11 protein-coding genes are annotated in these 13,253 nt (G+C 34.5%); 7 read left to right on the forward strand and 4 right to left on the reverse strand.

Features of this window, described 5'->3' with window-relative positions; genetic code table 11:
- Window positions 1-14 precede the first annotated feature (14 nt).
- On the forward strand, window positions 15-1,178 hold the full coding sequence (locus tag G596_RS0104370) for a glycosyltransferase (protein WP_022760623.1): 1,164 nt from the start codon (window positions 15-17) through the stop codon (window positions 1,176-1,178).
- A 40-nt stretch (window positions 1,179-1,218) separates the two neighbouring features.
- On the opposite strand, the gene G596_RS0104375 is transcribed toward G596_RS0104370, so the two are convergent.
- Both G596_RS0104375 and G596_RS0104380 read right to left on the reverse strand, forming a co-directional pair.
- Entirely contained in the window at window positions 1,219-2,097 is an 879-nt protein-coding gene (locus tag G596_RS0104375; protein WP_155829130.1) for a hypothetical protein, read from the reverse strand.
- A 4-nt stretch (window positions 2,098-2,101) separates the two neighbouring features.
- Window positions 2,102-3,502 carry an O-antigen ligase family protein gene (locus G596_RS0104380; RefSeq protein WP_022760625.1) on the reverse strand — a complete coding sequence of 467 codons (1,401 nt, stop codon included), beginning with the start codon at window positions 3,500-3,502 and terminating at the stop codon, window positions 2,102-2,104.
- A 332-nt stretch (window positions 3,503-3,834) separates the two neighbouring features.
- On the opposite strand from G596_RS0104380, the gene G596_RS0104385 reads away from it, so the two are divergent.
- From G596_RS0104385 to G596_RS0104395, 3 genes are read left to right on the forward strand one after another with little or no spacing between them, the layout of a single operon-like run.
- Complete coding sequence (locus G596_RS0104385; protein WP_196805190.1) at window positions 3,835-4,818, forward strand: acyltransferase family protein; 984 nt, start codon at window positions 3,835-3,837, stop codon at window positions 4,816-4,818.
- A 56-nt stretch (window positions 4,819-4,874) separates the two neighbouring features.
- Window positions 4,875-5,906 (forward strand): glycosyltransferase family 1 protein, encoded by a 1,032-nt coding sequence (locus G596_RS0104390; RefSeq protein ID WP_242829165.1) that lies wholly within the window; start codon window positions 4,875-4,877, stop codon window positions 5,904-5,906.
- Between the two features lie 14 nt (window positions 5,907-5,920).
- Window positions 5,921-7,024 (forward strand): polysaccharide pyruvyl transferase family protein, encoded by a 1,104-nt coding sequence (locus G596_RS0104395; protein WP_022760628.1) that lies wholly within the window; start codon window positions 5,921-5,923, stop codon window positions 7,022-7,024.
- A gap of 52 nt (window positions 7,025-7,076) precedes the next feature.
- Here the strand turns inward: G596_RS0104395 and G596_RS0104400 are convergent, their stop codons facing one another.
- Both G596_RS0104400 and G596_RS0104405 read right to left on the reverse strand, forming a co-directional pair.
- On the reverse strand, window positions 7,077-8,618 hold the full coding sequence (locus G596_RS0104400; RefSeq protein ID WP_022760629.1) for a fibronectin type III domain-containing protein: 1,542 nt from the start codon (window positions 8,616-8,618) through the stop codon (window positions 7,077-7,079).
- 295 nt (window positions 8,619-8,913) lie between these two features.
- Window positions 8,914-10,404, reverse strand: coding sequence for a fibronectin type III domain-containing protein (locus tag G596_RS0104405; RefSeq protein ID WP_022760630.1), 1,491 nt, complete (start codon window positions 10,402-10,404; stop codon window positions 8,914-8,916).
- A 277-nt stretch (window positions 10,405-10,681) separates the two neighbouring features.
- On the opposite strand from G596_RS0104405, the gene G596_RS0104410 reads away from it, so the two are divergent.
- The 3 genes from G596_RS0104410 to G596_RS0104420 are packed head-to-tail and all read left to right on the forward strand — an operon-like array spanning window position 10,682 to window position 13,226.
- Window positions 10,682-11,392 (forward strand): Wzz/FepE/Etk N-terminal domain-containing protein, encoded by a 711-nt coding sequence (locus tag G596_RS0104410; protein WP_022760631.1) that lies wholly within the window; start codon window positions 10,682-10,684, stop codon window positions 11,390-11,392.
- 12 nt (window positions 11,393-11,404) lie between these two features.
- On the forward strand, window positions 11,405-12,121 hold the full coding sequence (locus tag G596_RS0104415; protein ID WP_022760632.1) for a CpsD/CapB family tyrosine-protein kinase: 717 nt from the start codon (window positions 11,405-11,407) through the stop codon (window positions 12,119-12,121).
- A gap of 13 nt (window positions 12,122-12,134) precedes the next feature.
- A complete protein-coding gene (locus G596_RS0104420) occupies window positions 12,135-13,226 on the forward strand; it encodes a hypothetical protein (protein WP_022760633.1) in 1,092 nt (363 codons plus the stop codon).
- The last annotated feature ends 27 nt before the right edge of the window (window positions 13,227-13,253 follow it).

The following is a 13,253-nucleotide window of genomic DNA, read 5'->3' on the forward strand; positions in this document are numbered from 1 at the left end:
GAAGGGAATAATCAATGAAAAAAGTTTTGATTGTGATGGCATCACTTTATAACGGTGGGGCAGAAAGAAGCTTAGTTAATTTACTTAATGAACTTCCTGAAGATAAATATGAAATAGATATACTTCTTTTTAAGCGTGCCGGTTTATTTTTGAATCAGGTGCCGGAAGCTTATCAGGTTATAGATACACCTGGTGTAATAAGAAGACTGTATGGTTCGCTAGATGAGGCAGGTGCTTTGTTGCCGTTTAAACTTATTACAAATGGGATTTCAAAAGTGTTTACGAGTAATGACCGTGAAAAACGAGCTTTCAGATGGAAATATTTTTATGGTCCATGCATAAAAAAACTTGATAAAGAATATGATGTTGCACTTGCATATATTTCAGGAGAAATACTTTATTTCCTTGATGAAAAAGTCAATGCACGCAAAAAAATAGTTTGGATTCATAACGATTATAGAGCGGCTAATCATCCAAGAAAATATGACTATGATCATTTAAAGAATATGGATGCAATTGTTACTATATCTGACTCTTGCGCTGATATTTTACTGGATGAATTCCCGGAATTTAAAGACAAGATACATATGATAGAGAACATAACTTCTTCAGCTGTGATAAAGAATAGAGCGAACGAGTTTATTCCGGAAGAATTTGATAAGAATACAAATGTAGTATTATCTATTGGCCGATTAAGTGAACAAAAGGGATTTGATATGGCTATAGAAGCATCGGCCATTATGAAGAAGAACAATATTGATTTTAAGTGGTATGTTATTGGAACAGGCGAACTGGAAGAGAGCCTTAAGCAGCAAATGAAGAGAATGGATGTAGAAGATAGATTTATCCTATTAGGTGCCAGAGAGAACCCATATCCATATATTCATAATGCAAGTGTCTTTGTACAACCTTCCCGATATGAAGGAAAGTCAGTTGTCTTGGATGAAGCTAAAATACTTGGAGCAGCGATTGTTGCTACTAATTATCCGACGGTTTCTGATCAGATGGTTGATGGACAAGAGGGTATTGTAGTACCAATGAGCGCTGAAGGAATAGCAGAAGGTATTACAAGATTGATCAAAGAAGATAAATTAAGAGATTCACTCAAAGACTTTTTATCCAAACAAGAGTATGGAAATCAAGATGAAATAGAAAAATACATGAATCTGATGGATTAAATTTATTAAGGGCACATAACTAAAATATGTGCCCTCTTTCTTAATATATTTGATTCAATTCAGATGTGTTACAAAGATCATATTCAGAATTGGGTACAGTAGTTCCCCAGATTGATTTGAGATAGGTTTGACAACTAAATCCTCTTGAAGAATAGAGCTGAGAAATAGTATTTTGACCTTGAGCATCTTTTGTATCAATTCCGCCTGAAGCAGTTAATAAATCTACAGAATTTTCACTTACCCAAATATCATATGAAGCAGCATAGTATAAATAATCCGCTTTATCAAGATCTACTGGAGACCCCCAAAAATGCAGGCAGTTTCCTTCTAATTCATCTTTAGTAAGATCAACCCTTGCATAATCATCATAATACGTTACGTTCTTACATTTTTCAGATACAGTAGTTGTCCATGGAAGAGTATAGATATAAATGCCTCTTGGATAAGGTTGTGAATCCAATAATATCCATCTTTTTCTGGATTTTGAATATGCATACATTTTCATTTTTCCGATGTAAACAGAAAAATTATCCGGTAAAACAGCGCCGGTTGTCTCTTCAACGGCACCGAAATTAAGAATTTTCTTGGCGTCCGGTGAAGAAGTATCTCCGACTATATGACCATTATCTCTCCAAGCTTCAATCATTACATCCGAAAGAGATTCAGAGGGTAAATTCATTGAACAGTATATGGGATCATCTAGTTTTGACACGGGAATTGAACCATCATTTTGGTCTAATTTCCCTATTCGGAAATCATCCCATACTAAAACGGAATTGGAAGAATAGTCATTAGTATCTGCTGATAATATTTGTTCGCGAGTAAGTGTTTGAGTAATGGGCTTTGTTTTATAATTGTGATAAGCAATAAAAATAATAGGTATAATTAGAATTGGCAGTACATATTTTAAATATTTCATAATTTTATTCCATGTTAATTGTTTCTGTGCTATTATCCGATGTTAATCTTAAACAGAGGATTATATCAAAAAACAAGAATGCATACATATTTGCAGTTGATAAAGTTGATAAAAGGTAAGACAAAGGCAACAGCGCTAATAATGTAAAATTATTTTTGCTTAAGACTTTTCTGCGCTTGAAATAAATATAAATTATCGACATGAATAAAAACATGTGTGCAATGAAACCTAATATTCCCTCGGAAATCAGAACTTCTACTATTCCCATGTCGTAAGTATGATACGGAACCCATGTCCCCCAGCCATTATAGTACACATCTCCATTTTGAAGAGCGCCACTTCCTAAACCGAATACAGGATTTTTGCCAAAAGCATATTCTATACCGGTAAATTGGAAGGTTCTGGATGTAACCCCATGCTTATTATCGCCGTAACCGGAAACTCCTTCCGGAGCATTTTCATTTATCTGAAAATCAAATCCAAACTCATTAAGGACTGCTTTAGCACTTCCTGAATAAAAGTAATAAGTGTACTTATTACCGATTGAAACGATGAAAATGATTGATGCTAATGAAAAGGCAACAATGAACGTATTTTTCAGGGATGTTAAAAAACCATCCTTTGTAATTAGTTTTAAGAATAAATATATAATTGTTATAAAAACAAAGAAGATAGCATCAGCTCTTGATCCGGAATGAACTGTTGCTAAGGCATCCAACACAATTATTGCAAGATATCTTCTTTTCTTTTCGGTATTGTACAAATAGAGAATTAGCGGAAGAATAAGAATACACATATTACCATATAGTACAGGGAGGCCCAGAGTAGTTGTTGCTCTCAGTAGACCTAATCGTACATAATAGTCATTATGCATTTCCCTACTAATGGTATATAAAGAATCAAAAGGCCTGAAAAAAGAAAAACTTTCAAAAATGCCCACAACAAAAAGAACAGATGCTGAAAGCACTACGGATTTAATGACAGAATGCATTTCTTTCTGCGACGGGTTTAGCAAATAGATTGCAAATAGTAACAATAACTGTTCAAATAAAAGGCTAAAAATAGTCTTTATAGCTTCAGAATATGTTCCAATATAATACATGTTTGCAATTACTCTAGAAATAAAATACCCACTCAGCAGTATAATTGCACGATTTGAAAAGAATTTAGATATAGAGTGTTTCTGTAAAGAAATGCCATTGCGTTTATTTACCAGGGTGTAGATATAAAAAACTATAAACATTAACCTCGTTGCTGAAATGACAGGAAAAGCGTTTGATATATCAAAACCATAATATTTTGGCAAAAATAAAAGGCAGGGAAAAAAAAGGTTCATATATTTTTTCTTATAAAAAAAATATATGTTAGCAAGAAATAATAATGTTGAAAATATAAATAAAAACATGATAATACTCCGTGAAAAACTCTAACTTTATAATACATACAATGTACTAGACTAATAATAGCAATAAAAGAGAGAATAGACAATTATAGAGAATAGAGAGCAATAATTGTAATAACTTTTATTTCATATGGGATTTGTACTATCTGTATGAATAGTATTCAATTTTCTTAATAAATTTTACAGATTGAATATTTAATATTTATTGCATAATTAGTATAATTGTGACAATGTGCTGATATAAAAATGTAAAAATACATGGAATTGAGAGGCCTTGACAAAACATGCAGTACTTAGTTTTATATTTGATCTTATTTATTCTTTGTCTTGTGGGGATGAAATTTGAAAAGGTAAAGGATGAGAATATCGTAGATATTCAGAGACGTGTAAATGTTCTTAGAGGGGTGTTTGCGATATTCATAATATATACACATTGTACCTTGGCGTATGACAATCTTCCTGCAATTCTGGTCCCATTAAGAAAAGTGAGCACTTTTGGAGTGGGATTCTTTTTCGCTCTTTCAGGATATGGCTTAGCATATTCATGTGGAACTAAAATAAATTATATTTCGGGTTTTCTGCAGAGAAAAATGCCTAAAATAATAATAACTGCTGTTATTTCCCGAGTAGTTACCGAGTTAGTATTATGGGCGATAAATGGAGAAAAGCTTTCATTAGTTGATTTGTTCAGATATATGAACTGGTATGTATACGCAATGATAATCCTTTATATATTGTTTTTTGTTGTATACAGATTTATTGAAAAGAAAACTGCTCGAATAATTGGTATTTGGACTTTGGTTATAATTTTCACTTCTTTGGCGTTGGTACTGACGTATATGAAAACTCCGGGTATTGGGAGAAGCTATTTTATCAGTGAGTGGGCGTTTCCTTTTGGTGTCACACTTTATGAGTGTAAAGATGAAATAGAACAAGTTTTAAAAAAGTACAAGATGCTGATTTTTGCAGTAATGTTTATTTTGCTTGGGGTGACTTTTGTTGTGTCACTGAAAGCAAAAGATGTAAGTGTAATGGATATGGTTTCTCATAACTGTATGCTAATACCATTCTATTACTTTGTTATGGTTATATGTAAATACTTTAACTTTAATAATGCTGCATTGAGATTTTTGAATAAAATATCATTTGAAATATATTTATATCAGTTTATGATGTTTGATATTCTGAAAAAGTATCTTAAAACTATTGATGTCAGATACTTTATTCTTTCTGTTATATTTACAGTAATAGTAGCGTGGATTATTAATTCTATACAAACTGCTATTACAAAAACGATGTTTAAGCGAGGAGAGAAATGATAAGAGTTTTGCAAGTGGTAAATAATATGCATAGAGCCGGGTTGGAGACTATGCTGATGAATTATTACCGACATATTGACAGATCAGAAATACAATTTGACTTTTTGACACACCGTCCGGAGAAGGATGATTATGATGATGAGATTATCTCATTAGGTGGGAAGGTATATTATGCACCCAGATTATACCCGCAGAATTATATTTCATATTTTTTATTTATGAAAAAATTCTTTAAGGAACATCCTGAATATAAGATTATGCATTCCCATATAGATCCGATGAGTTACTTGCCATTAAAGGCCGGTATGAAGAATGGAGTTCCTATAAGAATAGCACATAGCCATAATACATCTATAGATAAGGATATGAAATATTGGTTAAAGATGTATTATCGAGAGAGAATAACAGGTGTTGCTACCGATTTTTTGGCTTGTGGGGATGAAGCCGGGAAGTTTTTGTTTAAGGGAAAAGATTTTAAAGTTATTCCCAATGCAATAGATAAGTCGGCATTTATTTTTGATAACGAAGTAAGAAAAGAAAAAAGAAAAATGTTGGGAATTACCGACGAAGTTGTTTTTGGCCATATTGGACGATTGTCATATCAGAAAAATCATAGATTTTTGATAGAGATTTTCTCCGAAATCACAAAGCTGATGAATAATGTAATCCTTCTTGTGATTGGGGTTGGAGAAAAAGAGCAGGAAATAAAACAGCTGGTTCATGAAAAAGGACTTGATGCAAGAGTTAAGTTTTTGGGCAAAAGAACAGATGTAAATGAATTATATCAAGCGATGGATGCCTTTGTTATGCCGTCTTTTTTCGAGGGGGTTCCTGTTGTTGGGGTAGAGGCGCAGTTTTCTAAATTGCCATGTTTCTTTTCTGACAGAGTCCCCAAGGAAGTAGCATTTTGTGAAAACACATATTTTATTCCGCTGGATGCAGCTGCTGATGAATGGGCAAAAATCATTACCGAAAAAATGAATTTAACGTCGAGAGAGAATAACGTGATTCAGGATAATAAATATGATATAGAGGAGTCATATATTACTCTTCAGAATTATTATCTTGACTTGGCGCAAAGATTATAATGAGGTTTTAGTTAATGAAAAAAGTTTTAGTTATTACAAGGCATGCTATTGCTAACTATGGGTCAATTCTGCAAGCTATAGCCACGCAAAGGGCTGTTGAAGGCTTGGGATTTGAATGCAAAATTATAGATTATATACGAAATGATGAATTCAAAAGTAATGGACTTATTACTGCAGGCAAACAAAAAACATATGTAAAAAAGTTTCCTCCTATGCTGGCGGCATATTACCTTGCCAGACTAAGCGAGGATAAATCTGCATGCAATAAATTCGAAAGGATGAGACAAAAATGGTTACCCATGACAGAGCTTTATCATGATTTGAGTAATCCTCCCGAAGCCGATATTTATATGACAGGTAGTGATCAGGTATGGGGACCATTGATGAATTTCCAGTATGACTGGAATTACTTTTTGGATTTTGTAAAAGGTTCTAAGAAGAAAGTTGCGTATGCTGCTTCTTTTGGAAAAATGGAAATAGAGGAAAGAAATCTTGCAAAAATGCTTCAATGTTTTAAGGAATATGACAGCATCACGGTAAGAGAGAATCAGGCAGTAAGCTTTTTGAATGATAATAATATTCCTTCTACACAGGTATTGGATCCTACACTTTTATTCACCGGTGATGAATGGAGAACAATGCTTTCTGCTAAAGAAAGAGAAGATAAAGGAAAATATGTTCTTGTTTATCAAATTCATAAGAATGAAAGGCTGAGTTCATATGCTGCAAAATTCGCTCAAAGAGTGGGATTGCCACTTAAAAGATTGGCGGTTATGAGACACCAAAAATCATGGGGCGGAGACTTCATTGAAACGCCGGATATACAGGAATTTTTGGAGTATTTTGATAATGCAGCTTATGTGGTAACAGATTCATTTCATGGAACTGCATTTTCAATCAATTTAAATACGCCATTTGTCACACTAATGCCTGAGACAGGTACAAGTGCCAGAAATATAAGTTTGCTCGAATTAACAAAATTGACAAGCTTGATTGCCAGAGATGAAAATGACTTTAGTGTATTGGAATCAGATATCGATTTCACAGAAGCTAATCATACTTTGGAAAAAGAAAGAATAAAATCTAAAGAAGAATTGCTTAGGATTTTAAGCAACTAAAAAACGACTACAGAGATGCCACGGTTGCAGTCTCTGTAGTCGTTTATTTCTTTTACCAAGTCTTTACTTTTACTTTTTTGCTCCAGTTAGAGTTAGCTGTTTTATTATCTTTTTTGTTGATTGTTCTAATTCTGACATAATATGTTTTGCCTGATTTGAGCTTACTGATAACCTTATTTGTTTTTGTATATTTGTTAATACTTACAGAATCCACATTTTTTTTGAAAGACTTGTCAGTGCTATACTGAATTTCATATCCACTTACATTTGATGACTGTTTTTTCCATCTGAGGATAATTGATTTGTATCCACCGATAGCGAGTGTGATATTTGTTGTAGGTGGTGTGGGTATTGCGGTTTCTTTTACTTCTTCTGCTCCATTACTTGCAGGAGACTGATTTTCTGTTACCGGATCTACATTATTGTTTTCAGGTGTATTTTCTTTTTCTTCTGTCAAGCCGGGATTACTATTATCGGGGGTAGTATCCTCATTATTATTTATTTGAGTTTCGGTGTTTTCGGTTTCGTTAGTGTTTGTATTCGAAACTTCCGAAGTCTGACTGGGAGCTACTACCTCTTCATTGTTATTTGAATCTGTAACTTCGGGTACAGATACTTCAGGTGTAGATACTTCAGGTGTAGATACTTCAGGTGTAGATGCTTCAGGTGTTGTTACTTCAGGTGAACTGGTCATGTTTCCTGAATACATCTGATTGAGTACTGAACTGTTACATTTGGTATATTCGCTATTGGGTATAGTATTGCCCCAAATTGATTTGGAAGTTGTAGTACAACTATATCCTCTTGTGGAATATAACTGGGTTAATGTGTTTTTGCCGGCTGCATCTTTTGTATCTATTCCGCCGGTAGCTGTTAATGTACCTACAGCATTACTGCTTACCCAAACGTCATAGCAGGCAGCGTAATAAAGATAATCCTCTTTTTCGATTGGAGCAGATTTACCCCAAAAATGGAGGCAGTTACCTTGAAGCTGTTCTCTGGTCAGGTTAACTTTTGCATAACTTCCGTGATATGATACGTCTGTACATTTTGTTGCTACGGTTGTTGTCCAGGGTAAAGTATAAATATATATACCGCAGGGGTATGGCTGTGAATCAATTAAAAGCCACTTGTTTTGAGAGGACGAAAACGCAAACATCTTCATTTTTCCAATATATACTGAAAAGTTTTCGGGAAGAGTAGTATTAGTGGTGTCTTCAATTGCTCCAAAATTAAGAAGTTTTGATGCTGAGTCGGGAATAGTACCTACGATGTGGCCATTATCTCTCCATGCTGCAATCATCATATCTGAAACAGATTCAGAAGGAAGATTCATGGAACAGTAAACCGGATCATTTAGCATGGATACCGGAATGTTGCCATCGTGAACACCTAGTTTTGATTTTCTATAGGAATCCCATCTGATAGTTGTATCAGATGAATATGACTCAGTAGTTGTACTAAGGATACCGTTTCGGTCAAGTGTTATTGAAGAATTATCGGAACTTGTTGCATATGTTGTTACAGGAAATGCTGAGAAAAGAATAACTGCTGCAATAATAGTTGAGAAAGTTTTGAAGATTTTTTTATTCATATGACCCTCACTTTTCTTTTGAGCAATAATAAATTTAACCTACAAAAACAATCATAAAAGAAAATATGATTATTATCAAAGCATATTTGATAAAACATTTCCAAAAAAAGAATTATTCTATTTAAATAAATGATAAAGATAATAAAAAAAACCAAAATGTGTGTTATACATTTTGGCCTATAGGGTAGAGTATTATTTGTTGATTATTGCTGAAAAAAATGCCGATATAAAACTATAGCAAGTTTTAATAAAAGATAAACCCAGAAAGATATGAGGCCTTTCTGGGTTTTAACATTTATTTTTTTGTTTTAATATATTGTTGCTTGTTCCACTTTGAGTATACAGTCTTACTACCAATTTTTTTATAGGAACGGACACGTATAAAATAAAAAGTATTTGGTATTAGCGTTGAAATGACTGTTGAAGTATGTTTTTTCCCTTTTATACGTACTTTTTTTGCTTTTTTGCTTATCTTTTGTTTTGTACTGTATTGGACTTCGTAACCGGAAATGGACTGTGAGCTCTTTTGCCATTTGACGTCTATTGATTTATTTTTTGCTGATAAAAGTTTTATTTTAGGTGCACGAAGCTTGTAATAGGTCTTATTATTTTCGTCTGTACTTGCATCCCGGTTATTTGATTCTACCGAAGGCGTCGTCACTACATCTGTGGAAGATTCTGCGGACGATTCTGTGGCAGCTGACTGTTCAGTAAATGATTCGCCTGGAATCTCTATTTCAGATGATGTTTTTTCATCAGTTGTTTTCTCATCATTTGATTTGTCAGCAGCTTTGTCGGGAGTTTTACTGGTGCCTTCTTTGTTTGAAGGTGTTGTTTCAGTGTCTGTTTTCTGAGAACTTTTCTTATCATTCTCACTTTTTTGAGAATTGCTCTTCTTTCCATTTGACTTATTGGCATTAGATGACTTGTTTGTGCTTTCGGATTTGGAAGAAGTATTTGAACCTGAATAAGCAGAGTCGGATGAATACAATAAGTTTAGCATTTGTGAATTACACTTTTGATATTCATCGTTCGGAATATTTGTTCCCCAAACGGTTTTTTTGTATGTTGCGCCACTATATCCACGTGAAGAATAAAGTTGGGTTAAGGTGTTTCTGCCGGTAGAATCTTTAGTGTCAATACCCCCGGATGCGGTTAAAGTTCCTACAGCATTTCCACTTATCCATACATCGTAACATGCAGCATAGTATAGATAATCGTCTTTGAGCAGAGGAACAGATCTGCCCCAAAAGTGTAGACAATTTCCCTGGAGATCCTTTTTAGTCAATTCAACCTTTGCATAGTTGTCGTAATAGGTTACATCCTTGCATTTTGTTGCTGTTGTAGTTGTCCACGGAAGAGTATAGATGTATATACCTGTTGGATAAGGCTGAGAGTCTATGGTGATCCACCTTTTTTGGGAGATTGAGTAAGCGAACATTTTCATTTTTCCGAGGTAGACAGTAAATTGATCGGGGAGAGTGGTTTTAGTGGTTTCTTCGATAGCACCGAAGTTGAGTAAGTATTCAGCTGATGATGGAATATCATCATGGATTATGTGTCCGTAATCACGCCAGGCGCGAATCATTTCGTCGGAAACAGATTCTGAAGGAGTATTCATTGAACAATAGACAGGATCATTGGCTAATTCCTCCGGTATTTCGACATCTTTGCTGCTGGTTAGGGTATTACTGGCGTAAGAGTGTAGGGGGTGCCCCATTAAAGAAACCAGAATGATAGGCGTAATAAAAATAGATAGTGACCTTAAATATAATCTCTTAACCATTAGTAGGTAGTCCTCCATGTAAGTAAAAATAGATTACGAAAAAATATTGACACTGCATTTATATTACCTAGTGTATAAAAACAACTATGTAACAATATTGTAACATTTTTAACATGGAATTGTAAAATAATCAAATTATACAAAAAACCTATCTGAAAAAGAAGATTCTCTATGAAAATATCAGTATACAATCCCTTTTTTTGATGATATAATTTCATAGATTTTGTGTGAATTTGTGTTTTTTGTTCAATTTAGTCACAGTTGGGAAGGAATAATAATGTATAAAAATGAAATAGAGATTGATATTTTTAGATGTATAAATGCGCTTAAAAAAAATATAAAGTTCATAGCAATAATAACACTGTTGTTTTTCTTAGTAGGATTAGGTGTTACCTTGGATAAGGGAAATGATACTTTTGGAGCTAAAGCTACAGTATATGCATCAGCGGTGAATTCTTATTCAGATGCGGCAAATGCTGTAACTGCCATGAATGCATATATGGATGTGGCAAAGTCCTATAAGGTATGTCAAAGAGCAGCACTTATTCTTGGAAGAAGTGATGTGGAGACATCCGATATTCAGAACAGTATATCCGTATACTCATCGCAGGATACAAATTCGCTTTCTTCAGCTTTGGCAAAGGCTAATTCTGCAACTATTATCTCGTTTACAGCAAGAACGTCTGATCCGGATTTATCAATGGCTATGGCTGATGCCATGGCTCAAGCATATACTATTGAGATGGCTAATATACTACGTGCGGATTCAGTTAAAGTGCTGGATAATGCCTATACATATTATATGGCTCATGATGCCAATAAATCTGCTTGGAAAAAGAGAATAATTGCGATGATGGTCGGATTCGCATTATCATCATTTGGGGTGATTCTTTTTGAAATTCTTGATAAAAATGTACGAACCGTTAGAGAGGCTACAATTGGAAACAGCCTGCCTGTAATTGGTATCATTCCTGAGTATAAGGAGTAAGGAGGGGCTATTTTGAAAAAGTTAGATATTTATAAAAGTGATAATTATATATTGAAGGATGCTTTTGATGAAGCAGTCATGAACCTTCATATTTTAAAGAAACAAAATGGATATAGAAGTTTTGTTGTTTGTGGATGTGAGGCAGGTAACGGAACAACTACTGTGGCGATCAATCTTGCTGCTGCGCTTGCTGAATCAGGGTGGAAGACCGTACTGATTGATGGCGACATGAGAAAAAAGAACAGATACAAAAGACTTAATGAGAATGCTACGGTAGGGCTTTCAGATTATCTTATGGATAAGGCACCAATCGGGAGGATTAAGTATGATACAACTACCGAGAATCTAACATATATTCCCTGTGGAGAGCTGATTGACAACCCTGTTAGGCTTTTGTGTTCAAATAAAATGAACGTTGCAAGGGAAGAACTTGCAAATGACTATGACTTTATCATTTATGATATGCCTGCAATTAATTCTGCCATGGATGCAGAAGTGATTGCGGTTAGCGCAGATGCAACTATCTTAGTATCGGCTGTTGGTGCTACAAGCAAGAAGGGGTTAATTAAGGCTGCAAATGCATTGAAAGAAACAAAGGCCAATCTGATAGGAACAATTATAAATAGAACAGATATGGAACAATATACAGCATATCATGAAGATTATGATTATTTCCAAAATGAAAGATATGTTAAAAAAATGATAAAAGACAAAAGGAAAAAAAGATAAGGATATTAGAACTATGAAGAATAGATATGCTGGAATAAAGGCATTTGTACTGTGCATAGGTTCAGTTGCGCTTATAAGTGCCAATACAAGATTTGTTGTTGGTGCCACAGGGGCAGGAATCCAACTGGGGACAGATGTAACAGAGGAGGTTGCACCTCAACCTGCGGATACCACCGGAAATATAATTGATCCCACGCAAAACATAATTGGAAATGATGGGGATGCTGAGAATGGTGATATTTCCACGGCTACTGATGGTCCTGCAGTTGCAGGCCAAACTGAGCAGGAGATAACTGCAGATTCAACTGTTGCATATATTGGGGTTGATAGTTACACAATTGATGGAGGGCTATTAGAGCCGGGGAATGATCTTACAGTAAACCTTACTCTTCATAATATAAGTTCTGCAGCAAGTGCAGAGAATGTTGTAATTACCATGTCTAGTGCGTCAGGCATGATTTATCCTAAATATGGAACAGATAATCAGTTTTTTGTAGGGACTATCCTTCCCGGAGAAAATAAAACAATATCAATTCCGATAACTGTTAGCTCTAAACTTGATAGCGATGTGGCCGATTTTACTTGTAAGTTTGACTATCTTAGTCTTGGAAAAACTCTTTCCAACACTTCGACAATGGTTATAACTACATCAAGTGGTAAAAGTCTTATTGTAAAGAGTTTAGATATCAATGCGCACGCTGTACTTAATGGAAAATCACTGCTTAATATCGAGTATATAAACAAGTCTAATGGTAACATTACAGACGCTCAGTTGATAATTGATGGTTTTGTATCAGATGATAGTAAGCGGATAAGATTAGATACAGTATATGCCGGTAAAAGCTATACTAAGGACTATAATGTTACTTTTACTAAAGCAGGAGATCAGGAAGTAAAAGTTAAACTTGTTTATACAGACGTCACCGGAGAACGCTTGCAGACAGATTTAGGATCATTTAGTGTAACCGTTAGTCCTGAAATTACATCAAATAATGGATATACTTCGAACGTTGCTCTTCTGTGGGGAGGAAGAGTTTTGGCTGGTGTTGGGGCACTGCTTGCATTATTTATTTACATCAAGCATTTTATGAAGAAAATGAGCTAAAGTGATAGTTGGGGCTGCTTTTTTATT

It is taken from the genome of Butyrivibrio sp. AD3002 (assembly GCF_000420905.1).
In the GTDB taxonomy this organism is placed as follows: Bacteria; Bacillota; Clostridia; order Lachnospirales; family Lachnospiraceae; genus Butyrivibrio.

Excerpts from the sequence above, each read along its gene's own strand:
- G596_RS0104380 (WP_022760625.1), bottom strand. The coding sequence starts at position 3,502 with ATGTTTTTATTTATATTTTCAACATTATTATTTCTTGCTAACATATAT.
- G596_RS0104420 (WP_022760633.1), top strand. The coding sequence starts at position 12,135 with ATGAAGAATAGATATGCTGGAATAAAGGCATTTGTACTGTGCATAGGT.
- G596_RS0104375 (WP_155829130.1), bottom strand. The coding sequence starts at position 2,097 with ATGAAATATTTAAAATATGTACTGCCAATTCTAATTATACCTATTATT.
- G596_RS0104405 (WP_022760630.1), bottom strand. The coding sequence starts at position 10,404 with ATGGTTAAGAGATTATATTTAAGGTCACTATCTATTTTTATTACGCCT.
- G596_RS0104370 (WP_022760623.1), top strand. The coding sequence starts at position 15 with ATGAAAAAAGTTTTGATTGTGATGGCATCACTTTATAACGGTGGGGCA.
- G596_RS0104410 (WP_022760631.1), top strand. The coding sequence starts at position 10,682 with ATGTATAAAAATGAAATAGAGATTGATATTTTTAGATGTATAAATGCG.
- G596_RS0104385 (WP_196805190.1), top strand. The coding sequence starts at position 3,835 with ATGAAATTTGAAAAGGTAAAGGATGAGAATATCGTAGATATTCAGAGA.
- G596_RS0104400 (WP_022760629.1), bottom strand. The coding sequence starts at position 8,618 with ATGAATAAAAAAATCTTCAAAACTTTCTCAACTATTATTGCAGCAGTT.
- G596_RS0104395 (WP_022760628.1), top strand. The coding sequence starts at position 5,921 with ATGAAAAAAGTTTTAGTTATTACAAGGCATGCTATTGCTAACTATGGG.
- G596_RS0104390 (WP_242829165.1), top strand. The coding sequence starts at position 4,875 with ATGAATTATTACCGACATATTGACAGATCAGAAATACAATTTGACTTT.